General features: G+C 32.4%; 18 protein-coding genes. 1 reads left to right on the top strand and 17 read right to left on the bottom strand.

Annotated elements, in window-relative coordinates; all coding sequences use genetic code 11:
- Window positions 1-4: 4 nt before the first annotated feature.
- The 4 genes from DFQ10_RS02880 to DFQ10_RS02865 form a co-directional block, all read right to left on the bottom strand.
- Entirely contained in the window at window positions 5-907 is a 903-nt protein-coding gene (locus DFQ10_RS02880; protein ID WP_115815912.1) for a geranylgeranylglycerol-phosphate geranylgeranyltransferase, read from the bottom strand.
- A 60-nt stretch (window positions 908-967) separates the two neighbouring features.
- Complete coding sequence (locus DFQ10_RS02875) at window positions 968-1,897, bottom strand: mevalonate kinase family protein (protein WP_115815911.1); 930 nt, start codon at window positions 1,895-1,897, stop codon at window positions 968-970.
- 34 nt (window positions 1,898-1,931) lie between these two features.
- Window positions 1,932-3,062, bottom strand: a complete 1,131-nt coding sequence (locus tag DFQ10_RS02870) for a diphosphomevalonate/mevalonate 3,5-bisphosphate decarboxylase family protein (protein WP_115815910.1) — start codon at window positions 3,060-3,062, stop codon at window positions 1,932-1,934.
- Between the two features lie 98 nt (window positions 3,063-3,160).
- On the bottom strand, window positions 3,161-3,694 hold the full coding sequence (locus DFQ10_RS02865; protein ID WP_115815909.1) for a DUF1697 domain-containing protein: 534 nt from the start codon (window positions 3,692-3,694) through the stop codon (window positions 3,161-3,163).
- A 242-nt stretch (window positions 3,695-3,936) separates the two neighbouring features.
- Between DFQ10_RS02865 and DFQ10_RS02860 the strand changes: the two genes are divergently transcribed.
- Window positions 3,937-6,180 (top strand): response regulator, encoded by a 2,244-nt coding sequence (locus tag DFQ10_RS02860; RefSeq protein WP_181897562.1) that lies wholly within the window; start codon window positions 3,937-3,939, stop codon window positions 6,178-6,180.
- On the opposite strand, the gene DFQ10_RS02855 is transcribed toward DFQ10_RS02860, so the two are convergent.
- The 13 genes from DFQ10_RS02855 to DFQ10_RS02795 all read right to left on the bottom strand — a co-directional run bounded on the left by DFQ10_RS02855 (window position 6,147) and on the right by DFQ10_RS02795 (window position 26,320).
- Window positions 6,147-7,364 carry a BaiN/RdsA family NAD(P)/FAD-dependent oxidoreductase gene (locus DFQ10_RS02855; RefSeq protein WP_115815907.1) on the bottom strand — a complete coding sequence of 406 codons (1,218 nt, stop codon included), beginning with the start codon at window positions 7,362-7,364 and terminating at the stop codon, window positions 6,147-6,149. The two genes, DFQ10_RS02860 and DFQ10_RS02855, sit on opposite strands and share 34 nt — an antisense overlap.
- Window positions 7,365-7,403: 39 nt before the next feature.
- Window positions 7,404-8,735: a DUF2254 domain-containing protein gene (locus tag DFQ10_RS02850; RefSeq protein ID WP_115815906.1), complete on the bottom strand. Its 1,332-nt coding sequence runs from the start codon at window positions 8,733-8,735 to the stop codon at window positions 7,404-7,406.
- Window positions 8,736-9,017: 282 nt separating this feature from the next.
- Window positions 9,018-9,473: a hypothetical protein gene (locus DFQ10_RS02845; protein WP_147299165.1), complete on the bottom strand. Its 456-nt coding sequence runs from the start codon at window positions 9,471-9,473 to the stop codon at window positions 9,018-9,020.
- Between the two features lie 24 nt (window positions 9,474-9,497).
- The gene (locus tag DFQ10_RS02840; RefSeq protein WP_115815904.1) at window positions 9,498-11,618 is read right to left on the bottom strand and encodes a glycoside hydrolase family 97 protein; all 2,121 of its coding nucleotides are present in this window, start codon (window positions 11,616-11,618) and stop codon (window positions 9,498-9,500) included.
- Between the two features lie 38 nt (window positions 11,619-11,656).
- Window positions 11,657-13,339, bottom strand: coding sequence for an alpha-amylase family glycosyl hydrolase (locus tag DFQ10_RS02835; protein ID WP_115815903.1), 1,683 nt, complete (start codon window positions 13,337-13,339; stop codon window positions 11,657-11,659).
- A 5-nt stretch (window positions 13,340-13,344) separates the two neighbouring features.
- The gene (locus DFQ10_RS02830; RefSeq protein ID WP_115815902.1) at window positions 13,345-15,240 is read right to left on the bottom strand and encodes an alpha-amylase family protein; all 1,896 of its coding nucleotides are present in this window, start codon (window positions 15,238-15,240) and stop codon (window positions 13,345-13,347) included.
- A 5-nt stretch (window positions 15,241-15,245) separates the two neighbouring features.
- Window positions 15,246-17,633: a TIM-barrel domain-containing protein gene (locus DFQ10_RS02825; RefSeq protein ID WP_115815901.1), complete on the bottom strand. Its 2,388-nt coding sequence runs from the start codon at window positions 17,631-17,633 to the stop codon at window positions 15,246-15,248.
- Window positions 17,634-17,661: 28 nt separating this feature from the next.
- Window positions 17,662-18,675, bottom strand: a complete 1,014-nt coding sequence (locus tag DFQ10_RS02820) for an alpha/beta hydrolase (RefSeq protein WP_115815900.1) — start codon at window positions 18,673-18,675, stop codon at window positions 17,662-17,664.
- A 1-nt stretch (window position 18,676) separates the two neighbouring features.
- The gene (locus DFQ10_RS02815) at window positions 18,677-20,620 is read right to left on the bottom strand and encodes a glycoside hydrolase family 13 protein (RefSeq protein ID WP_115815899.1); all 1,944 of its coding nucleotides are present in this window, start codon (window positions 20,618-20,620) and stop codon (window positions 18,677-18,679) included.
- A 134-nt stretch (window positions 20,621-20,754) separates the two neighbouring features.
- Window positions 20,755-23,061, bottom strand: a complete 2,307-nt coding sequence (locus DFQ10_RS02810) for a glycoside hydrolase family 65 protein (protein WP_115815898.1) — start codon at window positions 23,059-23,061, stop codon at window positions 20,755-20,757.
- 45 nt (window positions 23,062-23,106) lie between these two features.
- A complete protein-coding gene (gene pgmB, locus DFQ10_RS02805) occupies window positions 23,107-23,763 on the bottom strand; it encodes a beta-phosphoglucomutase (protein ID WP_115815897.1) in 657 nt (218 codons plus the stop codon).
- Window positions 23,764-23,772: 9 nt separating this feature from the next.
- Window positions 23,773-25,143 (bottom strand): MFS transporter, encoded by a 1,371-nt coding sequence (locus tag DFQ10_RS02800; protein WP_115815896.1) that lies wholly within the window; start codon window positions 25,141-25,143, stop codon window positions 23,773-23,775.
- 130 nt (window positions 25,144-25,273) lie between these two features.
- Window positions 25,274-26,320, bottom strand: coding sequence for a LacI family DNA-binding transcriptional regulator (locus tag DFQ10_RS02795; protein ID WP_115815895.1), 1,047 nt, complete (start codon window positions 26,318-26,320; stop codon window positions 25,274-25,276).
- Between the last annotated feature and the right edge of the window lie 104 nt (window positions 26,321-26,424).

The raw sequence follows: 26,424 nt of genomic DNA, 5'->3' as shown, positions 1-26,424 counted from the left end.
TTATTTATATTCGGTTTAAAACAACTGAAACATCTATTAATAAGATAGAAAACACACCTGCTACAATTATAAACTTTAAGATATTATGAAGCGTAAGGTAATGGGTTTTATTACTCGATTTTAGTAAAATAATAAGATAAACCAGCAATAAGACTATACTGAGATAAAAGTAATAATACATATGCCCAATTTTAAAAAATGAAATCAATAAGACAGCCGAAATCATAGTTAAAACTGCCACAACAGTAAGCATACGTTTAGATGTTTTTTCACCATAAACCACAGGAACAGTCCTATAATTTAGAGCCAAATCCCCTTTTATATTTTCTAAATCCTTGGTGAGTTCTCGCATAGAGATTAATAAAAACAAAAATATACCATGTGCAAAAACCACTTTTTCGAAATTTTGGTAATAAATAAAGATGACAAAAAATGGGGTTACGGTTAATATGGCAGAAACCATATTTCCAATAATGGGTAGTTTTTTTAATCGATGTGAATAAAACCAAATCGCAAAAATATAAACGGCAAAAAAGCTAACCGCTTTAAATGAGACATAACTTGCAAAAACAACTGCTACAAAATTAAGTACAAAATAAAAGGATAGTTTTGTGTTTTGACTCACCAAACGATCTAACATCGTTTTTCTTGGCTTATTGATTAAGTCTTTTTCTGAATCGTAAAAATTATTAATAATATAACCCGATGCAATAGTCGCTGAAGATGCTAGTACAAGCATTAACAAATTAACATCTAATAAAACGGATTTTAAAGGTCTGTGATGTGCAAAAATATAAACCGAAGCTAAATATTGAGCAATTACAATCACAAGAATATTGTAACCTCTCACAACAGAAAATAGGCTGAAAAATTTAAGAAGAATGTGTTTCTGCCGTCTAGATAACATGAGTTAATTAGGTAAATCTTGAAAGAACACTTAAAAAACGTTCAGTATAACTAAATTGATTTAGAAATTATATACAACCTCTAACTTCTGACCTTTTAAAGCTTCCTTTGCTTTATCTATATTTTCAGTAAAGCCTAGGATATAGCCTCCTCCTCCAGAACCACAAAGTTTTAAATAATAATCATTAGTTTCAAGTCCATTTTTCCAAAGCTCATGAAACTGAGAAGGAATCATTGGTTTAAAGTTATTTAGCACCACCTTAGATAATTGCTTTGTGTTTTTAAATAAGGACTTTATATCGCCTTTTAAAAAATCATCTACACAAGCATCTGTATGTTTTATAAATTGGTCTTTTAGCATGCTACGGAAACCTTCATTCTTCATGTTTTCCATAAAAATACTCACCATTGGTGCAGTTTCGCCAACAATACCACTATCTAATAAAAACACAGCACCTTTTCCATCTGTTTGTTGAGACGGAATACCTGTAGCCTCAATATTATCTTTAGAGTTAATTAAAATAGGAAGGCTTAAATAACTATTTAATGGGTCTAAACCAGACGATTTTCCGTGGAAAAAAGATTCCATTTCAGAGAATATCGTTTTTAATTTTAAAAGCTTTTCGCGTGTAAGATTTTCTAAAACCGTAATCTTATCAGAAGCATATTTATCGTAAATAGCAGCAACTAAAGCTCCACTACTTCCTACACCATAACCTTGAGGAATTGAAGAATCAAAGTACATGCCTTTGTCAACATCATTTTGCAATGTATCAATATCAAAAGCTACTAATTCTTTATCAAGATTTCTCAAATAAGCTACATAACGCACTAAACTTTCGTTAGATTTTATAGCATCTTGATTAGGATTTTTATCTACTTTTAAAGCACCATTATAAAAATTATAAGGAATAGATAAGCCTTTAGAATCTTTTATAATTCCATATTCGCCGAACAATAAAATCTTAGAGTAAAATAATGGTCCCTTCATATATAGTGTGCAATTACTTTAACAAATATACGTATTAAAATTGTATTTGGTTTGCGCCTTGTCCGATTTGGTCGCAAATGTAATGACCATTTTGGCAAAAGCTAACCAATTCATCCTTAATAAATTCAAGGACATTTTCTTTTTCACTTTCCGGATAAAGGACATGAACATTTGCACCAGCATCTAACGTAAAACAAACCTTAGAATCTGTTTTTTCTCTAAATGCCCAAATTTTATTAATGATTTCTAGCGTATTTGGTTTCATTAATATGAAATACGGCATACTCGTCATCATCATGGCATGTAACGTTAATGCTTCACTTTCAACAATTTTTATAAATTCGTTTAAGTCACCAGAAGCTAAAATAGCTTTCAATTTTGCTAAATTAACATGGGCTTGGTCAAAACGTTCTTTTGCAAATGGATGACCATACATTAATTGATGACCAACGGTACTGCTCACTTGCTTTTCACCTTTATCGACTAATAAAATGGTGTCTTGATAGTTGCTAAAATTTGAATGCACATCACCTTCAAATTTTACACCATATAAATCAGAACTTTCCGCTATACTCTCATTTTTTCCCCAAACTACAAGTTCGCCTTCTATACTTCTGCAAGCGCTACCAGAACCTAACCTTGCTAAGAATGATGCTTTTTGGTTAAAGTGAGATTTAGCTTCGCTGAACTTACGTTTCTCGTCACTCATACTTCGCTCTGTCGAAATGACATCAGCTTTAAGTTCATGTTCAATACTCATTAAACAAAGTGCTATCGCACTCATGCCAGATGCAGAAGATGCAATCCCAGAACTATGCGGAAATGTATTTGATGTTTCTATTTTAAAATGATAATCCTTTAAAAAAGGCATATAAATTTCAATACGCTCAAAAAAGGTTTGAATTTTTGGTTTGAAAGCTTCGTTTTTTTCACCTTCAAAATAAATATCGAAACTAAAACCTTTCTCTTGCTTCTTAGTATACGTGATTTCAGTAATAGTTTTACAGTCTGAAAGTGTAAAACTTATAGATGGGTTTTCTGGAATTTGATGTTTCTTTTTTCCCCAATATTTTACCAAAGCAATATTACTTGGTGAAGCCCATTTTACGGAACCACTTTCTATTGTTGAATTGTAGGTTTTAAGAATAAAGTCTTGTTCTGTCATTGTACACTAAATATCTGACCAAGATTGCCTTGAGGCAGCCTTTTCAATTGCTTGTAATTATTATTTGCAAAAATAAGTAATTTCTATAGGTTCTTACTTTATTCTTCTGACAATGCTAATAGTTTCACCATAGTTTTATAATTTCTGGCAGTAGCATGGATATTCAACTTTTTTTCAAAATAACTAAGATTGAATTTTGCACGACCATAACCTTTAGCACAAAACAGATAAATACAGTCGTTAAGAATTACATAGTCATCATCTGGATATGTTTTTTGAGAGGCCTCATTAACTAACATCTCATCAGGAACATCACTTAACATTACAAAATAACTTTCTGATTTTTTCTCATCTGAAAAAGGGCAATTATTGAAAATAGTAGATAATTCCGTTCTAGTTCTCACCAAAACAGGAACTTTAAATCCAAAATGGTCTAAGATTGAGTTCTGAATAGTTTTTTCTAATTCTTTTGAACCCTCATTAATAGATTGAAAAATAACATTACCACTCTGAATGTAAGTTTTTACATTTAATAATCCTGAATTACTTAACAATTCTCTTAGCTGAACCATTGGCACTTTTTTGTGTCCACCTACGTTAATTCCTCTTAGTAGCGCTATGAAAGTTTGCATAAATTAAAATTGTTGATATTAAATAAACAAATGTAATACCATAACTACATCTTTTACACCATTATATAGAATAATAAAGGGCTACAATTTAAATATAGTTTTATATTTCCAAACCTCAACACAAAAGACAAAACGCAATTAAAACCGTTTAAATACACCTTATTTGACAAAAAAGTGTAGTTTTACAACAACCTTAACAGTCTAATTACATGTGTTTCCCCAAATTGAACACTGCTATTATCTTGTTTATAAGCCTAATAACTAATATTTTCTTTGCACAAGCACAAGAATCACTTATAAGCGCAGATAGCAGTTCTTGTACTTTTAACAGTTACAAGCTAGATTTACTCGTTAAAAACGATAGTCTTTATAAGGCTACAATTCTTCTGAATGAAGCCATAAGTTTTTCTAAAAAATACAACCTTAAAAAAACTGAGGCAAAATCCTATAATGCTTTAGGTGAAGTATTGACTAGAATGTCAAATTTTAAGAAAGCTGAAAATTACTATGAGAAGGCATTAAAAATATATGATTCACTTGGTGAAAAAAAAGGCTTAGACCTCTCTTATTCGGGTTTACTTAATGCATATGTTTTAGAAAAAGACTATTCAAAATTTGATAGTCTTTATCCAAAAGCCCAAGAGGTATCTACAAAGCTTAATAGCGAAATCTATTTTGTAAATCTTGAATACAAGATAAGAAAAGATTATTTCAGTCTAGACAACATGAGTATGTTAACATCCAGTGAAGTTGGATTAAATGCTTTAAAACACATCAATTTTGATAGCTTAAACTATTCGAAAAATTACCGAACAAAACATCTGAAACAGAATTTATATCAATCTTATAAGTATTATAATGCTATAGCAAACATAAAAACATCAGAATATAAAGAAGAAGATTTTAAACCTTTGTTTTCTATTAATGAAGACGAACTAAAAGCCTCTGCTTCTGCAGATTTAGATCCTTATAAAAAACTAGCCTCTTTTAATTATTACAAATATCTTTATTACACTCACAGTAATAAAAACTTAGATTCTGCTAATAAATACTTACTAAAATCTGATACTTACAAATATAGAGCACTAAATAATTTAGAGCTGCAGAACACTAGAAACGGTGAGTTAGTCTACAAAATTATAAACGCTGAGCAAAAGCTTGCTTTAGCAAATGAAATTCGGAAAGAAGAAGCACTTAACTCAAAAATATTTTTAGTTAGTACTATAATAATGAGTATTGTATTAGCTATAATATTAACTATTTTTTACTTCTATTTTAAAGCCAGAAAAAATATTGTTAAGATTAATAAAGCATTAAAAAATTCTAATTCTAAGCTTATTGAAATTGACAAAGATCGACTAGAATTTTTCTCTATTCTAAGCCACGAATTACGCACACCAATATATGGCATTAGTGGTTTAGCAACACTTATTGACCAAGAAAATGACAGTGTTAAAAGGCAATCGTATTTAGATTCATTAAAATCATCTAGCAATTACTTATCCACTTTAATCGATAATATTTTACAAGCTAATAGACTTAAATTTGACAATAAAACTCTTCGATTAAAACCAGATAAAATCGAAAAAATTGTTAGCCATGTTATGAGCACAATTGCAATAGCGGCTAAAAATAAAGATTTAGAATTGATTGTTAATATTGACAAATCAGACGAGAATGAGAATATTTTGGTCGATAAAGTAGCTTTTAGTCAAATATTAATCAATTTGGCTTATAATGCTATCCGTTACACTAAAAAGGGCTCTGTTACAATCAATGTTATAGAAAAAAGCAGAAATGGTAATAATATCACTTTACGTTTCGAAGTTAAAGATACTGGCATTGGTATTAAAGAAGAACACAGATCTGTTGTTTTTAGTGCTTTTGAAAACAAAACGTTTTTAAATAAAAATAGTAGTGGGTCTGGTTTGGGATTATATATTGTAAAGACCTTACTAAAAAGCCATAATTCTGATATCGATTTTGTATCAACACCAAATCAAGGAACTTGTTTTTTCTTTGAGATAACGTTTCAGTTATCCATGTCAGAAGAAAACAAAAGTGCACCTACCCTTTTAGTGCAAAGAGATATGCATGTTTTAATTGTTGATGATAATAAAATCAATCTATTAATCACAAAAAAGAATATCGAAAAAATTGAAGGTTACAGTTGTCAGATAATCTCTAATGGTAGAGAAGCCATATCTCTTGTAAAAGAGAAGGATTTTGATTTAATATTGATGGATATAAACATGCCAGACATGGATGGTTATGAAGTAACAAAGCACATAAGAATGTTTAATCCTTATATTCCTATTTTAGCACTTACGGCTTTAAATTCTTCCGAAATTTCTGCAAAAGCTGAAACTTCAGGAATAAACCAAATTATTACGAAACCTTATATTTTTGAAGATTTTAAAGCTATAATTCTATCTTATCGCACAATGTATAATCAATGCAACATTATAGATGCAGAAGCAATATAAGCTCCTGTCCATGCATTTTGAAAATTAAAACCACCTGTAACGGCATCTACATTAATAATTTCACCTGCAAAGTAAAGGTTAGGAATTAGTTTACTTTCAAAAGTTTTAAAATTTACTTCTTTTAAATCTACTCCTCCAGCTGTTACAAACTCTTCTTTAAACGTGCTTTTTCCTGTAACCTGAAAAATCGCTTTTGTTAATTGCTCTGCTAAATCTTCTAATTGCTGTTTATTGATATCTGCCCAACGTTCATTTTCTCCAATATTGGCTGCCAGAATTAACTGTTTCCAAAGGCGTTTTGGCAAATCAAATTGTGTTGAATTAATAAGAGTCTTTTTGGCATATTCTTGTTTGCAATTTTTGAGTTCGTCTAAACAGCTCTCAGTATCCAAGCTTATAAAATTAACCTCGATTTGAAAGTTGTAATTCCGCTTTGCTAATTCCACAGCACCAAACGCAGACAGCTTTAAAATCGCTGGCGCACTCATACCAACATGTGTAATTAGTAATGGTCCATTAGACTCTAAATCTGTACCAACAACTTTAACTTCTACCTGTTTTGCTACAACACCAGGAATATCTTTAATACGTTTATCTTTAATATCAAAAGTGAATAGCGATGGTACTGGTTGTATAATGGTGTGCCCTAAATCTTCGAGTAAATTCCAGATTTTAGGATTACTTCCTGTAGCCATTAATACCTTTTTTGATTGAAAAATTCCTTGCGATGTTTCAATTTTAAAACCATCTGCTAAAGTATCAATAGATTTTACAGCATGATTATACAATACCTCAACACGATGCTTTTCTGCTTCGTTTAAAAAACAATCTATAATGGTTTGTGAAGAATTTGAAACCGGAAACATTCTGCCGTCTTCTTCAATCTTTAACTCCACTCCACGTTCTTCAAGCCAAGCAATAGTATCTCCTGTCATAAACCTATGAAAAGGGCCTAAAAGTTCTTTTTCTCCTCTTGGATAATTTAAGACCAATTCAGATGGAATAAATTCGGCATGCGTCACATTGCATCGCCCACCTCCTGAAATTTTTACTTTTTGCAAACCTTCTTTACCACGTTCTAATATGGCAACAGACAAGTCTGGATGTTGTTCTGCAATGTTAATAGCAGCAAAAAAACCTGCAGCTCCTCCTCCTATGATAATGATATCTTTGTGATTAGACATTGATTGGTATTGATAATTTTGTTGAACCTTTACTACGCTTCAAAATTTATATTCTGATGGATTAATATTTTGAAGTTTGGTAATATATGATTTTATCAGTTCAATATCTCTATCGTTGTTATAATTATCTAAAGCATCTTTTTTAAGATTAACAATTTCCTTGATAATCACTTCTTTGTAATTTTCGTCTAATACATTATTCTGTTGAAGTAAATACTGAAACATAACAAATAACTTCTGAACCACAATAACATCATGCTTACAGTAGGTTCTTAGGGCTACCATAACGTTATATAGCAATTCCTCGAAGCTTACAGTATTGATGTGGATTAGTGCTTTCTCATCGTCATTAAAGTAATAACTATGATCTTTTTTTGTCATTCGTAATGCAAATAGCTCAGTAAGATAATCTATGGCATTAATACAGGTTCCTGGGTCGTTTATTCCTGGCGACATAGCTTTTACAGCAATTTCTGTAATTTGTTTAAAGGCAAGCACATAATTATCTTCTATAAGTTCACTGTTAGAAAAGGTTATGGAGTCTAAAAGTTTAGACTCTAAGTCTTCATTGTCTTCCATGTGATCACTCGCTTCTCCTTTGTACTTTATAACCGGAATTCCTTTAAGAATATAAGCTCCTTTTATAGGGACAACTTCTATCATTAAGTCATGAGATTCGGCTAAATCTGCCAATGCTTTCAAACTGACATCTTGCATGTATCCCGTAGAATTCGCCATAATATTCTTCCAATCTGATGTATCTTCAAAACCGGCATCGATATGTTTTTCTGCTTCAACTAACTTCTCTAAACGTAATTTTGATTTTATAAAAATCTTATCCATAATCGTATTTACTTGGATTTCTTGAGAAATAGAATGGATAAAATAGATAAAAGCGCCTAAACTTAAGGTCATAAAAACAATACTTAATAAGACCGAAAAACCTGGCATTTGATATTTGTCTCCATTTGGTGTAATAGACACTAAAGTGAAAATACAATAGAGTAATGCAGCATTATATGTTCCAAGAATAATTTGGTGTCGTCTGTTAGATATCAATCCTGGTAGTACTCTTGGTGAAAAATTACTAGATGCTTGGTTGAGAAGAATCATTACTAATGAAAAACTAAACACCATAATAGATATTAATCCTGCAATAAATGTGGTTAATAAATTTCTTGCGGTTTCAGTGTTATTTACAACTAAAACCGGATAGTGTTTTACCAGATATTTAGAAATCCCTATGCTTTCTAGATAAATCATTAAAAAAGCAAATAACAATCCAAATAGACTGATGATAGAAGGATAAAAAGCAATATTACTTTCTAACTTTTCTAATGAATTAAAGATTTTATAAATGTATTTCTTCACGACTCAAACATTAAAATTATACTCAATTAATATTAAGTATGATAATTAAGGTCTAAGAAACGTTAATTTAATTTGAATATTTAACTGTAATAAAGAAGATTGTAATTGATATCGTATCAATGGCTTTTAATTCTAAAATTAAAAATAAACACCTATACATTTTTACTAAATATACTAGAATTGATATTTAAGTAAGGTGTCTATGCGCTTATAAAAATTGTTGAAGGTATTACACAAGCCATAAACATTATGCTGCTCTTTTTATGACCTGTTGTAAACTTATTAAAATCCTAATTTACCATAGGTCCAATTAGAACCATCACTAATAAAAATAAGTGTTTTATTTGCATTTCCACCTCCTACAGCTGTTGTCATATTTACAACATTTGTCCCAGAAGTACTATCTCCCGCAAAGAACTCTACTCCAGCTCCAAAAGTATAGATATCCGCTTCTATTGAGTCTGCTATATTTCTAAGCACATATATTCTTCCAGGAACAGCTGTAGCATCAGGTAAGATAAATTCTTCATTAAATACCGTTGGTGTTAAATTTATATAAACTCCATCATCAATAGGTGTGGCAGAACCACTAGGCCCACCATTTAAACTTACAACTTTAACAGATAAATTACCATTAATATCTAATGTGCTTTTTGGGTCTGCTGTCCCGATGCCTACTTGAGCATTAACACTATTAAAACATAGTGTCAATGCTATTATTAGAAGTATATTTTTCATAAGGGATAAAAAATTACATTAATATTATTTCTTTTTTAAACTGATAGCAAATCCTCCACCTTCAGCTAATTTTAAAGTTAATTGAGAGGTTTTATCAAATTCAGTTTTTTCTATTTCTATATCTAGTGGATTGTTATTCCAATGAGCATTTTCTCCATCTTTATAAATGATAGCTTCATAGGATTGATCTTCGTCTAAAAAACTAAAATCTAATTTTAAAGATCTTGCATTTTCATCTGTAATACCTCCTACAAACCAATTCCCAGTCTCTCTTTCTTTTCTAGCAATAGTCACATAATCACCGACTTCACCATTTAAAACTACTGATTTATCCCAATCTACACCAACATCTCTGATAAACTGCAAAGGTTTAGGGTTAGCTTCATAATGTTCTACTAAATCTGCTGCCATTTGCACAGGACTATAAATCACCACATACAAAGCTAACTGCTGAGCAATGGTTGTATTGACTTGATTATCCTTTTTATATTCATCGAATTTTATATTGAAAATGCCTGGCGTAAAATCTATTGGTCCAGATAACATTCTGGTAAAAGCGACGATTGGTAAATGCTCTGGAGGATTACCACCATCACTAGACCAAGCATTAAATTCTTGTCCTCGTAAACCTTCTCTCGATATAATATTAGGATACGTTCTACGTAATCCTGTAGCTTTTATTGGCTCATGCGCATTAACCGCAACTTCATATTTTGCCGCTTTAATGGCAGCATTATTATAATGATTCACCATATATTGCCCATGATGATATTCGCCTTCTGGTAATATTTTACCAACATAGCCAGATTTTACAGCATGCATGCCATATTTCTGCATTAAAGCATAAGCCGTATCTTGTTGTTTAGTATAAGTTTCCGTTGCAGCAGAAGTTTCATGATGCATAATAATACTCACTCCTTTTTCTTTTCCATAACTCACAACTTCATCAATATCATAATCTGGATAAGGTGTTACAAAATCGAAAACGCCTTCTCTATCTTCAAAACCAATCCAATGTTCCCAACCTGTATTCCAGCCTTCAACTAAAACACCTCCAATATTATTTTTTGCTGAAAAATCAATAAACTTCTTAACGTTTTCTGTCGTTGCTCCATGTCTTCCATGAGATTTCCCGCCATCTGTCCATGTGCTCATATCTTGCGTCATTCCATAATCCCAAGACGATTTACCTAAATGCATTTCCCACCAAACACCTGTATATTTCATTGGCTTAAACCAAGATACATCACCAAGTTTATTTGGTTCATTTAGATTAACAATAAGCTTAGACTCAATTAAATCTGGGGCATTATCTGTAATTTGAATGGTTCTCCATGGTGTATTAAAAGGCATACTTCGTTTTACTTTGTAATCTGTGTTTTTTGAACCTACAAGATTACTTTTTAAGTTTAAATTTTCAGTATCTACTTTTAAAGTCATACCTGAATAATCAACCAAAGCAGCTTCATGAAAACTAAGATGTATTCCATCTTTACCAACCATAGTTACAGGTGTATTCACCGCATTTTCTGGTATATAAGTTTGTGCTAAATTTTTATGATTAGCATACTGCAAAGCATCAATTTCAGAAAGGTTTGTTGTGTTATATAAATGTTCGTAAATATCCCAATCTCCAGGAATCCAAAAGGTTTTATAATCTTCTGTTAGGTTGAATTCAGTATGTTCTTCTGTGATGAAAACCTCACCTCTTAATCTTGCTTGTTCTGGAAATTCGTATCTAAATCCAATACCATCATCGTAAACTTTAAATACAATATTTAGAAAACGCTCTGGTGTGGTTTTCTCTTGAAGCTCAATCCTTAATTCATTGTAATTATTAACCACATCTAGCTGTTCTCCCCAAGGCATCTGCCAAGTTTCATTAAAAGTTGAAGTACTTGTATTTTTAATAATGAAATTCTTATGAAATGCTGGTACATCCTTAAATTCGAATCCTAAATAAGACGTATCAACAACAGTCTGGTTATTAAATTTTACCAAATAAAATGGACGACCTTGTTTATTGATATTAAAATCAACAACTACTTTCTCGTTTGGTGAGGCAATTTCTGTGACGCGTTCATCTTTTGTACTACAAGAAAACAGGAGTAATGCCAATGTTATATTTAGTAAAAATGCTTTCATAATAATAGTTTCAAACCTTTTAATGCACAATATTTATCTTATTTTCTCTCCAACAAGACGATATCAAATTGTGATGTTATAGTAACTCTTCCTTTTTCAACTTTAGAAGTTTGATCTGAATACGCATCGTATAAAACATCATCATCTTCAAAAACTTTAGAAACATCGATCACTTTTTTTCCTTTTTCAAGTTTCAATCCAACAACGACCAAATCCTTATAATTTCCTTTTTGATAGCTTCTATAAAAATAATATGGTGAAGCTGTAATCATCTGATGAGTCCCAGCGCCAATAGCTGGATGTTTAGCTCTAAATTGCCCTAATTTCTGCCAATGCGCTAAAACTTCTTTTGTATGTTTTCTTTTAGCAATAGAATCCCAATTCATCATTGAGCGCAACGTTGCATCACCTTCCGTATCTGGAATTATAAGCGAGCGTGAAGATTCATCACCATAATACACCTGAGAAGTTCCTGGTGATAACAATAGTTTATTAGCCGCTTCAAAAGGTTTTTTTCTTACCGCATCAAATGGCTGACCATCATCATGTGAGCTTAGATAGTTAAGTGTTCCGAAGCCTTTTAACTCATTATGTAAAATATCATCATAATGTGCAAATAAATCTTGGTAATCTTTGTCTTTAGCATTGTACTTGAATTCAAAATTTATAAGACTTTGAAAACTTGGTGGATTAAAATAATTCACTTTTCGGTCTCCAAAATCAAACTCCTGACCAGAACTTACTCCATAATTATAGACTTCGCCAACGAGATAAAAATTATTATCATCTAAAACCTTATCTAAATTGTTCTTCTTATACGCTGAAAATGCAAAATCACATTCTGCCTTAAATTCTTCCCAAACGTATTCCTCGGTATGTTTTACAGTATCTGCTCTGTAACCATCTACACCAAATTCTGTGATATAATCTGTTAACCACTTTATAATATAAAAACGTGGTGCTCTTGGATGGCCTGTGCGCTCAAAAAAGGCATCGAGTTCTTTTACTTCTTGCTCATAGCGCCCTTCAGCCTTCCACTTTTCTACTAATTGTGGTGGTAATTCTACATTTTCGTTGCTCTCAGTTCTAATATCTGGTAGATTAGCTACTAAAGTGCAACTTATAGTGTTTTCATAATCTTCATAAGAACATTGCTTATCTGTTCTCACCCACTCTTCTGGCCAAACTGGATCTTTTTCAGTTACAGGACCTGTGTGGTTAATTACAGCATCTAATACAATTCTTATGCCTCTAGCATGTGCTTCTTTTACTAACTCATGCAAATCTTCTTTGGTACCAAAATTAGGATCAATTTTTGTCCAGTCTTTTGCCCAATAGCCATGAAAACCATAAGAGACTCCTGTTCCTTCATCGGTTCCTCCATGAATTTGCTCTACAATAGGTGTCATCCAAATGGCATTAATTCCTAAATCGGTAAAATACCCTTCTTTAACTTTTTGAGTAATTCCTTTTATATCTCCACCTTTAAAACCTCTAAGTTTTCCTGTTTCTAGAGTTCTATCAAAATTGACATCATTAGAAGTATCACCGTTATTGAAACGATCTGTTAGTAAGAAATAAAGATTCGCAGCTTCCCAAACAAAGGGTGTTTCAATCTTATCAGAAGATAGTTCTTTACCGTTTGTTTCTTCCGAATTTGATTGATTTTTACAGTTCAATATCATTAAGCTTATACAAATTAACAGGCTTATTTTTTTCATAACGTTTACTTAATTTTAAGTATAAATGATTCTAATGGTTTAATGTCAATTCTTACTTGTGCTTTACCATTTTCAACTTTTAAAGTTGAAGTATATGTTTTATACAATTGGTCTTTTACTTCGTATTCACCATCTTTAAGTTCTAATTTCTGAACTAAATCTTCTGGTAATTGCAACTCAAAACCATACGTATTATCTGCATTGAAATTTGAAATGATAATTAATTGCTCGTCTTCACTCCAACGGACAAATGATAACACTTTATCATTATACCACTCGGTGTTGTAATGGTTATAATGCTGAATATCTTGATAGTCTCCCATTAAAGCCGAACTATTGATTGTGAAGTTCAGCAAGCGCTTATAGAAATCACGAAGCTTATCTTCTTGTTTTGTGGATTGTCCTCCATCAAACTTTTTGTCATTTACCCAACGCACCATACTTGGCACTGACCCATAATCGAAAATAGAGGTTCGGCTTGGGTCTCCAAAACCTAAATCTTCTGCTCCAAGCTCACCAAATTCTTGACCAAAATAAATCATGGTTGGTGCTGTTGATGATGTTGCAGAAACCACCATTGCTGGTTTTCCTTTTTCTGCACTACCAGCAAATTCCGGACTCGCAATACGTTGCTCATCATGGTTTTCTAAAAAGTGAAGCATGTGATGCTCAATATCGCCTAAATCACTTAAAATTGGTGGAATGTTATCTGTACTTCCGTGACCTTGCATGACGTGTTTAAGTGTATCATAAAGTTGAACTTTATCATATAAATAATCCATTTTTCCTCGTTTAATATAATCTCTATATAAACTTGGGTTATAAACCTCAGCTAATAAAAAAGCATCTGGATTTTTCATTTTGATGTGCGAATTCATATAACTCCAGAATTCAACAGGTACCATTTCTGCCATATCATAACGGAAACCATCAACGCCTTTTGCTGTCCAATACAAAGCGATATCCTTAAATTTTATCCAAGAACTTGGCACCGTTTTATCACTCCAAAACTCAAAGTGTTTTTTATAATCTTCATTCTCAAAACCATCTGGTAACTCATCAAAATCTTTTCTTCCATCAGGACTAATGCCATAATTTACTTTTACGGTTTCGTACCAATCATTAACATCTGGTTGCGATGCTCTAGAACCGTTTCCTGTCCATTTTGCAGGAATTTCTTCAAACTTACTATCTACTAAATCTGTTTTTTCTCCTCCTAGAGGTTGGTAGCCGTTCTTCCATTCTGGCACTTTAAAAGCCTCACCAGGATTGTAATAAAAGCTATTGTTAACGTCGTAGGTTTTTGTTTTATCATCTTCTGCTCCAAAATCTGAAGCTCCTTTTGGATTTGACAAACTCTGGTAATTACGAGCCACGTGATTGGGAACGATATCTATTATTACTTTTAAACCTGCTTTATGAGAACGCTCAATTAACGCTTCAAATTCTTCTAACCTGTTGTCGACATTCATGGCTAAATCCGGATTAACATTATAATAATCCTTCACAGCATATGGTGAACCAGCTCTTCCTTTTACAATATCTGGATCGTCATTAGAAATACCATATTTAGTATAATCCGTAATCACATCGTGATGCGGAACTCCTGTATACCAAATGTGCGTTACGCCTAAATCCTTAATTTCATTTAAAGCTAAATCCGTGAAATCATTAAATTTCCCAACACCATTTTCTTCAAGTGTTCCCCAAGGTTTATTGGTAGTATTTGTATTTCCGAAGAGTCTTGTAAACACCTGATATACAACTTCTTTTTTCTTCATATTTTCTTTTATTTCATTGTCACTACGACTAGTCTCAGTGTTGACATCTTTAGTCTCGTTTTTACATCCAAAAAAACTTAAGATAACTAATAGTATTGTAATGCTTTTAATCTTTTTCATTTGGATTATTTCTTTAATTTAATGGTAATAACAGAGGTTTCACCTGAAGTTCTCTCAATAGGAATCCGAGCTGTTTTTAAAGTATCGGACCAATCAAACGCTGTGTGTCTTCCTACCGTAATTCGTTTGGGCTTCTTATCTAAACCATGTATTGTTAAATAAATGGTACGGGATTTAGAACTAAAATTCTTTCCTGTTTTGTCTGTGATTTTAAACTCTAACACAGAACCTTTTGTGTTCATTTCAAAATTTAATATTTCAAAATTTTTATCTATTATGGCTTTTGCAGATTTACCATCATCACTATAAATTTCCCTGTTTGATGTTAAAACAGATGCGTCATGATAATAATCAACCTTATAAACAGTTTCGTCATATTTTTCAGTAGTTTGAACCACATTTACATTTGGAATAAATGCACCAGCTCTTATATAAGTAGGAATTGAACTTTCATTCAATTTTACCGTTTTTGTTTGTCCTCCTTTTATCTTATCATCGGTATAGAAATCGAACCAAACATTGTCTTTTGGAAAGTAAACATCTTGTTCTGTTATTTCAGCTTCTAAAACTGGTGATACCAAAATGTCATTTCCCCATAAATAGGTTTTTGAGTAATTGAACAAATCTGCATTATCCGATTCTTCAAAAAACAATGGTCGCATTAACGGCTTTCCAAATTGGTTGTTTTCATAAACCAAATTGTAATTATATGGCAATAATTTATAACGTAATTCAATAGCTTGTTTGGCTAATGCTTTCGCTTTTTCGCTTCTAAAAATGGGTTCACTTGGCACGTCTTCTTGTGCATGAGGTCTATAGATTGGATTAAAAACGCCATATTGCAACCATCTCACATATAATTCATCATCTAAATTTGCACCTGCAAAACCACCTAAATCACTATGCATGTATGCTAATCCTTGAATTCCCATTTGTAATGCAATCTCTGGTTGACTTTGCAATCCTCCCCAAGTTCTGTTTACATCTCCAGACCATGGAATCATACCATAACGTTGCGAGCCAGAGTAACCAGCACGCATTAAAATAAAGGGTCTTGTATTTGGGAAATCGCGCTCGTAGCCTTCAAAAATCAATCGTGCCCAATCATGTCCATATATATTATGAACTTCATTTGCGCTACCTGTTTTATGCTGTACCCAATCTGGATGTACTTCTGGTTCTCCTAAATCTCCCCAAATACCTGCAACACCTTTATTCGCTAAATCTTTATAGATGTTCCAAAACCATTTTTCGCCATCAGGATTGTATATATCTATGAGTCCTGTGTTGCCAAAGTAGAAGTCGTATTTCGCCGGATTCCCAACAGAGTCTTTTGCCAGAATCTTTTTATCAACCGCTTCATACCATTTCTTAGATGTCGTTAAGATAAAAGGCTCGGTAATGGTAATCGTTTTTACACCTTTATCATTAAGACGTTTTACCATACCTTCAAAATCTGGAAAAGAATCTCTAAAGACTTCTAAATTTCCCATGGTTCCTTTTAGTTCTTTTCCGAACCAATATAAATCTAGAATTATAGCATCAACCGGAATTTTTTCATCATTAAATTTAGCTATGGTTTCTTCAACTTCTTGCTGAGAATGATACCCAAAACGGCTAGAAAAATTACCTAAAGCCCAACGCGGCAGCATTGGTTGTTTTCCTGTTAAATCGGTATAAACATCCATCATATCTAACCAAGAATCACCAACAATGACTTGGTAGGTTTTTCGGCCTGAAATGGTTTCATATTTTAATGAATTATCGCCTTTACTGTCTAAATCTAAAAAACCAATTGGTGCATTATCAAAATGCAACATGTACTGTTTGGAAGACACTACAATTGGCATGGTGTAATTCATTAGTTCGCTATGTGTTTCGTAACCATAATGTGCTCTATTGTATAATTGCAAACGATTGCCACGACGATTCATTCCTAATGCTCTTGCTCCTCCTCCATATAAAAATTCATCTTTTGTAAGATTAAAATTTATAGTTTCTAAACTGTCATTTTTTACATAACCTTCCTTTTCTGAAACAATAAATTTGTCTTTATAATAATATGAAATTTGAAAAGGGCTTTTAGTAATGGCAACGTATAAACCTTTGGTTTTTAATACAACATCATTGCCTCTGTCTGTCATTTCAAAATACGAATTGTAAGGCTTTGCAACCACAGCATGAGATTGTGCTTTTAAGTATTCGCCTTTAGGCACAAAAGTCGTTTCTATAATGTTTGAAGAATAGGGTTTGATAATATAATAGCCATCGTTGACTTCAACTTTTAAATCTAAGCCTTGTTTTACTGCGCTCTTAAAAACACGGTTAGAGTTTTGGGCAGATAAAAACGCAAATGAAAAGAGGACTGCTATAAATAATTTAATGTTTTTCATTTTTAAATTTTTGAAGTCTAATTGGTTATTAAAATCCTACATTAGGCTTGTTGTTTCGATGCTTACTATCTTTTAATAAAAATACTAATGGCTGGTCTAATCTTTTGTTCCAAGAGTTTTCTGAATGGTTAGTCCCTTCAAAAAATAAGTTTTTAGAATCAGAACTTGTATAACCTTTAGCTTTTAAAATCTCATCTACTCTTGGTGCATATTGCGGATAATATTGGTCTAACGTTTTATTACCATAATCAAAATACAATTTATGCTCACCAGCTTTTGGTAAATTAGCATCCATGTATTTAAAAATCCCAATGGGATAAGGGTTATTTTCCATTGGCATTGCCCCTGGCCAATGTGTTGATAAACAAGCTGCACCTCCAAACACTTCTGGATACTCAGAAATGGCATACATAGACATTAAGCCTCCCATACTTGAGCCCATGACAAACGTATTTTTCTTGTCTGTATAAACGGAATACTTTTTATCTATTACTGGCTTTAATTCCTCGACGATGAATTTTAAATAATTATCACCATTCAGTTTAAAATCCTTTGAACCTGAAAGGTCTTTTAAGCTATCTTTAGTTACTTCGTTTATATAATTAAATGCTTTTTGAGGGAATAAATCTTGCCAACGAAGTTCTGCTATATTATGAACTGCAACAACTATAAAGTCTTCAGTTTTTCCTTCTTCCATTAATTGGCTTGCCCATTCATCTACTTTCCATTCTTGTTTGTTCCAAGTAGTTAATGAATCGAATAACATTTGGCCATCATGCATATATAATACATTGTATTTTTTGCTTTCTATATAGCTTTCTGGTAACCAAACATCGACTGGTCTTGGTGCAATATAGTTGGATGGAAAACTATCAATCCTATGAATTTCTCCTTTGAAGAGTGTTGCACTTTTTAAATGTTGAAAGTTTATTGGCGCAACATTTGTTTCTGTTTCATCCGTATTTAGTTCTTCTGTTTTCGATTCATTTTTACAAGAAAACATAAATAAACTAACACATAATACCAGTAAAATAGTTCTCATATTATTGCGTTTTTGTAGTTAAAATTGTACTTCCTTTTTCATCTAAAGTCATACTAGTATTCCAAATAAGCGTTTCCTTTGAAATAATATTAGTTAGTGTTTTACCACTTAAACCTAACTCTTCAAATCTTGATAATTCTAATTCTTGTTCTTCTTCATTTTTATTAATGATATGAACAACAGTTTCATTATCCGAAATTCTCGCCATTACATAAACACCATCTTGTGGCGCAAAATGCATGGTTTTTCCATCGTGAATGGCGTCGCTCGTTTTTCTGTAGTTCAACATCTTAGTTAAAAACTTCTGCATGTCTTTTTGATTATCAGAAAGGCCTTCTCCTGTAAATGCATTAACACTATCACCTTGCCAACCTCCAGGGAAATCTGTTCTTATTAAACCATGGTCTCCAGGATTATCAAAATCGTCCATTAAAATTTCTGTACCATAATATATTTGAGGTATTCTAGGCATTATTAATAAATAGCTCATTGCCATTTTAGTATTTACAACATCACCTTTTAGTTGTGTAAAAACGCGACTCATATCATGGTTATCTGTAAACGCCATAATATCTTTTGGTGATGTATACGCGAAGTCGTTTGCTAAACCTTCGTACATTTTAACCAAACCTTTATCCCAAGATTCCTCTTCATTTAATGCATCACTAATGTTTTTTTGCATGGCAAAATCCATACTCGATTTTAAATTAGAATCGTATTTATCAATGTTTTCATGGCCTTCTTGCCAATACCCAATTAACAACGGATTGTAACTCCACTCTTCTCCTACTATTGAAAAGTTTGGATACTCGCTCATAATGGCTCCTGCCCAATTACTCATAAAAGCCTTGTCTGGATATGGATATGTATCTTGTCTAATACCACCTAATCCTAAAGTTTCAATCCACCAAATACTATTCTGCGTAATATAATTTGCCATAAAAGGATTACGCTGATTTAAATCTGGCATACTAGAAACAAACCAACCATCTGCCATTTCTAAGTAATCGTTTTTAGACGCGTAAGGGTCTTGGTTTGTCGTTCTTCTATGGTTAGACGTTTTTGTTGTTTTCCAATCCCAATTGTCTTTATTTTCTTCGTAAAGCTCTTGGTAGTTTACCCAATCTTTAAACGGTAAATCTTTCATCCACCAATGTTCTAAACCACAATGATTAGCAACTTGGTCCATAATCAATTTCATGTCTCTAGTTCTTAGATTATTGGCTAATTCTTTATAATCTTTTAAGGTACCAAAACGAGGGTCTACTTTGTAGAAATCTGTCATGGCATAACCATGATACGAGCCACTTGGCATGTCATTTATTAAAACAGGGCATGGCCAAACAGCCGTAAATCCAAGATTTTCAATATAATCTAAATGGTTAGTTATGCCTTCTAAATCTCCGCCATGTCTGGCATAACCATCAGTTCTATCGATGCCTTGTTGAAGTAATCCTTCTACTTCATCATTTTTTGGATTCGCATTTGCAAAACGGTCTGGTGTAATAAGATAAATAGCATCAGAGCTATCAAAACCAATGTAATCTTCAGCTGGTTTTTCTCGTGATTTTAACTCGTAAGTTTGAATTAATTCTGAAGCATCTTCAAGCTGAAATCTAATATTGAATTGTCCTGATTTTGCTAGTTCTGAAATCTCTAAATCTAAGAACAAATAATTAGGACTATCAGCCTTATGAACTTCCACTATACTAACTCCTGAATAATTAATTTTTGGTATTGCACTGCCAATATTTGGATGCTTTACCAGTAATTGTAATTTTTGATTTTTAAAACCTGTCCACCAATGTGGTGGCTCAACTTTTTCAATATCGTTTTGGATTTCAGCTACAGGTTCTGAAACTACGCTTTCCTCAGATGTGGTTTCCTGGCATGAAAACACAGTTGCAACTAGAAGCGTTATTAGAATTAGTTTTAGTGTTTTCATTGTAATTTATTTTAAAAATGAAACAAGTTGGTAGTAATCTTTAACAAATACCTACAAGGTTTTTAAAACCTTGCAGGATATTTAATTCATATTCTAGACCTACTAGGTTTTAAAAACCTGCAAGGTCTTCTAAATTATACAGTAACCCTATTATTAGGACTAATTGAAACTTCTTTTCCATCTACATAAATGATTAAATCTTTATCACCTTCTAATATAAATTGTGTTTCGTTTTGGCTAACACTTACAGTGATAATTTGATGTCTAAAGTTCACTTTAAACGAATAGCCTTCCCATTGATTAGGTATTTTAGGCTCAAAAGATAAGGTATCATTTTTAACACGCATACCACCAAAACCTTCAACAATACTCATCCAAGTACCGGCCATTGAGGTAATGTGTAAACCTTCGTGAACCTCGTGATTATAATCATCTAAATCTAAACGCGATGTTCTTAAATAAAACGTATACGCTTGGTCCATTCTGTCTAATTTTGCAGCTTGAATACTGTGTACACATGGTGACAATGAACTTTCATGAACCGTGAATGGTTCGTAAAAATCAAAATGACGTTCTAATTCTTTAGTCGTAAATTTATCTTCAAAGAAATACATCCCTTGCAATAAATCTGCTTGCTTAATATATGGTGAACGTAAAATTCTATCCCAAGACCATTTTTGATTAATTGGTCGTTGTGATTGGTCTAAATCTGCAACTGTAATTAATTCTTTATCTAAAAAACCATCTTGTTGAAGATATACATTTTCTTCTTCAGAATAAGGAAAATACATGTTATCTGCTACTTTTTTCCAAAGTGCTAACTCTTCATGTGAAATCTTTGTTTTACCAGAGATTCTTTCAAAATCGTTACTATGACCTTCTTTTACTTTTTCAATTGTTTCTAATGTATAATCGATACACCATTTTGCTATATAGTTAGTGTACCAATTGTTATTTACATTGTTTTCGTACTCATTAGGACCAGTTACACCAAGAATAACATATTTGTTTTTATTGGTAGAGAAGTTAGCTCTTTGATGCCAAAAACGTGCAATACCGATTAAAACTTCGAGTCCCATTTCTGGTATATAACTAAAATCGCCAGTATATCTGTAATAGTTAAAAATGGCAAACGCAATGGCGCCATTTCTATGAATTTCTTCAAAAGTAATTTCCCATTCGTTATGGCATTCTTCACCATTCATAGTAACCATAGGATATAATGCAGCTCCGTTTTTAAATCCTAATTTCTCAGCATTTTCAATGGCTTTATCTAGATGTTTATATCTATAGGTTAAAAGATTTCGAGCAACCTCTTGATCTTTAGTTGCCATGTAAAATGGAATACAGTAAGCTTCAGTATCCCAATAGGTACTTCCTCCATACTTTTCTCCTGTGAATCCTTTTGGTCCTATATTTAAAGTTGCATCTGTACCTGAATACGTTTGGTTAAGATGAAAAATATTAAAACGTATACCTTGTTGTGCTTTTACATCACCTTCTATAGTGATGTCTGCCATATCCCAAATCTGAGCCCAAGCTTGCTTCTGGTCTTCTAGTAATTTAGTGAAACCAGCCGTTGTAGCTTTGCTTAAAGACGACTTTGCAGCAGTAAGCAACTCATTTTTATTATGGTCACGATCTACAGTATAACCACCAAATTTATGAATAGAATACGTTTCTCCTTGCTCAACATTATAAGTATAACTGAAAGACGCTAAATTTGAATCTGCCGTAAAATTTGGTTCAGTTAATACCGATTTACCATCAATATAAACTTGAGATTCCATGAAAGTACAGGTGTAAAAATCTGTTTTCATGGTTTTTGCCTGAATAAAAGCTTGATTATTCTCGTGACTTACGTTTAAAGTATCCCAAAACTTATCATCCCAATTGGTATCTTCATTAGTAATACCTGAATCTAAATAAGGTTCAAAAGTAATTTCAGCTTTTGAATTTAGTGGCTTGATGTTGAAATTAATTGCACCAACTTCATCTAAATCTAAACTTAAAAAACGTGTTGTTTTAACCTCAACCTCAATATCATTTTGAAGTGTTGCAACGAAACTTCTTGAGAGCCAACCTTCTTTCATGTTCAATTCTCTTCTAAAGTTTTTTATGTCTTTACAAGCGAATAAATCGAGTTGTTCACCATTAACTATGACGTTAATTCCAATCCAATTTGGTGCATTTAATACTTTAGCAAAGTATTCTGGGTAACCGTTTTTCCACCAACCTACTCTGGTTTTATCTGGATAATAAACACCTGCAATGTAACTCCCTTGAAATGTTGGGCCTGAATATTTTTCTTCAAAATTGGCACGTTGTCCCATAGCACCATTTCCGATACTAAATAAACTTTCTGAGGCCTTAACCTGATTTGGGTCAAATCCTTCTTCGATAACTGACCAATTGTTAGGTATGATATAATCTAGGTTCATTCTAATTTTATTTAAAAGTCTCTTTTTGAAACGTTTTACTTCTATTTAATTCTCTATAAGGGATTTTATAAAATCATCTGAGATTTCTGTAAAATCATTGAATATATAATCTGCATGACCTAGAACATCCTTACTTCCGATGCCAATAGAAATCATATTAGCTGTATTTGCAGCTGTAACACCAGCTACCGAATCTTCAAAAACAATACAGTCTTCTGGCTTTATATTTAATTCCTTAGCAGCTATCAAAAACACTTCTGGATCTGGCTTTGCCTTAGTAACATCATTGCCATCTACAATAGCATCGAAATTTGACATGAGGTTGACACGCTCTAAAATTGTTCGCGCATTTTTACTTGCAGAACCTAATGAGATAGGTTGCTTGTTTTCTTTTAAAGTATTTAATACTCTTGGCACATCTGGTAAGATTTCGTTCTCATCCATTTCTGCGATATAATTTAAATACTCTTCGTTCTTTTTGCCCATAAGGTCATTGAACAATTCTTGAGAAATCGTTTTATTTCCCCAAGCCAATATTTTTTCTAAAGAACGAACACGACTAACGCCTTTAAGCTGCTCGTTTTCTTCTTCAGTAAAATCAATATCTAAACCCTTAGCTAGTTTTTGCCAAGCTAAAAAGTGATATTTCGCAGTATCTACAATGACACCATCTAAATCGAATATGAATCCTTTTTTGTTCATTTTTTTATTTTATTCTGTAGGTTGATATGAGATTGCTGCTTTTTCAGTGATTAAGAAATTACATAAACCAGCGATAATTAAACTTAAGCCTGCAATAGTCATAGCATTAATGGCATCGTCTCCTAAAAGTCCGGAAACAAAATTAATACCTCCAAGTGCAGCAATAATTTGTGGGATTACAATAAACATATTGAAAATCCCCATAAACATGCCCATTTTCTTTGGGTCTACTGAGCTAGATAACATAGCATATGGCATGGAAAGAATACTTCCCCAAGCAATACCTATTAACATAAAACAATATTTGAGTTGCTCTGGTGAAACGACCATCATTAATAGAAATCCTGCTCCACCTATTATTAGAGATAACATGTGCACATATTTTCTATTAACGTTTTTCTTTGAAGTGTAAAACACAAACAATAACGCAAAAGCCATTGAAGACAAGCCATAAACTCCCATCGCAGAACCTACTGAATTTGATGCTTTTTGAAAAGCTGTATTTTCAATTTTAAATGCTTCTTGATCTGCAGAATTTGTCATATCAAAGTTAGCTTCAATTGGTGCTGGTGTATTATAAACATGCTCTGTTAAAGCTGGATTAGCCATGCTCCACATGGTAAAAAAGGCAAACCAACTAAAGAATTGGATAACACCTAATTTCTTCATTGTAGAAGGCATATTTCCTATATTATTAGTAATATCTGAAATAAACCTATTTTTTTTAGCTTTCTCTCTTTCGAATTCTTCCATATCCTCTGGTGGATATTCAGTTGTAGTAAAAACGGTATAAAGAATACTAATTAAGAATACAAATGCGCCTATGGCAAATGCAATTTTTACAGAATCTGGTACAACACCTAAATCTGCAGCATCGCTCACTCCCATTTCTGAAACTAACCAAGGTAAATTACTGGCTACCCAAGTACCGATTCCAATAATTAAAGTCTGCATTACAAAACCGTAAGTTCTTTGAGACTCATCTAATTTGTCTGCAACTAAAGCTCTAAATGGCTCCATTGATACATTAATAGACGCATCAAGAATCCACAGAAAACCAGCAGCAATCCATAAGGCTGGCGAATAAGGCACAAAAAATAAGGCTATTGAACTTAAAATGGCGCCAACTAAAAAATAAGGTCGTCGCCTTCCCCATTTTGGACTCCAAGTTCGGTCACTCATATAACCAATAATAGGTTGTACAAGTAAACCTGTCAAAGGCGCTGCTATCCATAAAAGTGGAATATCATGCTTATCTGCACCAAGTGTTTGAAAAATTCGTGACATGAAGCCACCTTGTAAAGCAAAACCGAATTGAATTCCTAAAAACCCGAAACTCATGTTCCAAATTTCCCAGAATCCGAGAATACGCTTTTTCATGAAATAGTATATTTAAATTGATACTATTCTGACAAGCTTAGCTCATCAAAACTTATTATGAGAAGTGAAAATATAAGTTTTGATTATTCGTCAAAGATATAAAAGATTTTAATATGACAATGATAAATTTCTATTTGGTAGATTCTCGCTCTACTAATTCGGTGTTAATTACTACGGTCTGAAACTGTTCTTCTTCAGTATCAAAATCAGTTTCGATTTTATCTATTAATAAATCTGCAGCACGCTCTCCCATTAACTGTGCATGTTGACTTACAGTAGTTAAACTTGGCGTTGAATGTTTAGAAAGCACGCCATCGGTAAAGCCAATAACCTGTATGTCATCTGGCACATTTAAACCCAATCTTCTAGCTACTTTCATTGCAGATAATGCATATAATTCATTAACAGCAAATACACCATCTATATTTTTATGAGCCTTAAAAAGTTGCTCAATCTCTGCCTCTAGAGCTTCTAAATGAACTTCATAATCTAATGTGTCGTCCATTTTTAATATTAATTCGGCTTGAGGTGTAATTTTATTCTCCTCTAATGCTTCTAAATAACCTTGAGTTCTCAATCTTCCAACACTAACATAATCTTTAGTTGTGATTAATGCAATATGATTACATTGGTTAGAAATTAATTTTTGCACTGCATTTTTAGCACCATTAAAATCGTCTACTATTACTTTATCACATTTAATATCAGAAACCACACGATCAAACATCACAATAGGCATACCTTGATTCATTGTTTCATTATAATGATGATAATCTTGCTGAAGCAATGTTTCTTTAGACATTGAAAGAATAAAGCCATCAATACTACCATTAGCAAGCATTTCCATGTTTATAACCTCCTTAGAAAAAGACTCATTAGACAGTCCAATAATAACATTATAGCCTCTTTTGTTGGCTACCAACTCTACACCTCTAATCACTTTTGAGAAAAAGTGATGCACTATTTCAGGAATAATGATTCCAATAGTATTGGTTTTCCTATTCTTAAGACTGAGCGCAATATTATTTGGCCTATAATTATACAATTTAGCGAATGCCTGAACTTTTTGAATAGTATCGGCACTTATTTCCTTGCTATTTTTTAATGCTTTAGATACTGTAGAAATAGAAACATCTAATTCTCTAGCAATTTGTTTAAGGGTTATTTTTCTTTTCATTATTGGCTCTTAATTAGGAACGAATATAGTTCAAAAACTAAAACTACATATTATTGATATCCCAATTTTAAAACTAAAAAGTATAAATTCTCTATTTTTTTCAT

Origin of the sequence: Winogradskyella eximia (genome assembly GCF_003386165.1) — a bacterium.
In the GTDB taxonomy this organism is placed as follows: Bacteria; Bacteroidota; Bacteroidia; order Flavobacteriales; family Flavobacteriaceae; genus Winogradskyella; species Winogradskyella eximia.
This window is presented reverse-complemented; position numbering and strand designations above follow the sequence as displayed.

Excerpts from the sequence above, each read along its gene's own strand:
- DFQ10_RS02840 (WP_115815904.1), bottom strand. The coding sequence starts at position 11,618 with ATGAAAGCATTTTTACTAAATATAACATTGGCATTACTCCTGTTTTCT.
- DFQ10_RS02825 (WP_115815901.1), bottom strand. The coding sequence starts at position 17,633 with ATGAAAAACATTAAATTATTTATAGCAGTCCTCTTTTCATTTGCGTTT.
- DFQ10_RS02880 (WP_115815912.1), bottom strand. The coding sequence starts at position 907 with ATGTTATCTAGACGGCAGAAACACATTCTTCTTAAATTTTTCAGCCTA.
- DFQ10_RS02830 (WP_115815902.1), bottom strand. The coding sequence starts at position 15,240 with ATGAAAAAGATTAAAAGCATTACAATACTATTAGTTATCTTAAGTTTT.
- DFQ10_RS02865 (WP_115815909.1), bottom strand. The coding sequence starts at position 3,694 with ATGCAAACTTTCATAGCGCTACTAAGAGGAATTAACGTAGGTGGACAC.
- DFQ10_RS02800 (WP_115815896.1), bottom strand. The coding sequence starts at position 25,143 with ATGAAAAAGCGTATTCTCGGATTCTGGGAAATTTGGAACATGAGTTTC.
- DFQ10_RS02795 (WP_115815895.1), bottom strand. The coding sequence starts at position 26,320 with ATGAAAAGAAAAATAACCCTTAAACAAATTGCTAGAGAATTAGATGTT.
- DFQ10_RS02835 (WP_115815903.1), bottom strand. The coding sequence starts at position 13,339 with ATGAAAAAAATAAGCCTGTTAATTTGTATAAGCTTAATGATATTGAAC.
- DFQ10_RS02810 (WP_115815898.1), bottom strand. The coding sequence starts at position 23,061 with ATGAACCTAGATTATATCATACCTAACAATTGGTCAGTTATCGAAGAA.
- DFQ10_RS02875 (WP_115815911.1), bottom strand. The coding sequence starts at position 1,897 with ATGAAGGGACCATTATTTTACTCTAAGATTTTATTGTTCGGCGAATAT.
- DFQ10_RS02845 (WP_147299165.1), bottom strand. The coding sequence starts at position 9,473 with ATGAAAAATATACTTCTAATAATAGCATTGACACTATGTTTTAATAGT.
- DFQ10_RS02855 (WP_115815907.1), bottom strand. The coding sequence starts at position 7,364 with ATGTCTAATCACAAAGATATCATTATCATAGGAGGAGGAGCTGCAGGT.
- DFQ10_RS02815 (WP_115815899.1), bottom strand. The coding sequence starts at position 20,620 with ATGAAAACACTAAAACTAATTCTAATAACGCTTCTAGTTGCAACTGTG.
- DFQ10_RS02870 (WP_115815910.1), bottom strand. The coding sequence starts at position 3,062 with ATGACAGAACAAGACTTTATTCTTAAAACCTACAATTCAACAATAGAA.
- pgmB (WP_115815897.1), bottom strand. The coding sequence starts at position 23,763 with ATGAACAAAAAAGGATTCATATTCGATTTAGATGGTGTCATTGTAGAT.
- DFQ10_RS02820 (WP_115815900.1), bottom strand. The coding sequence starts at position 18,675 with ATGAGAACTATTTTACTGGTATTATGTGTTAGTTTATTTATGTTTTCT.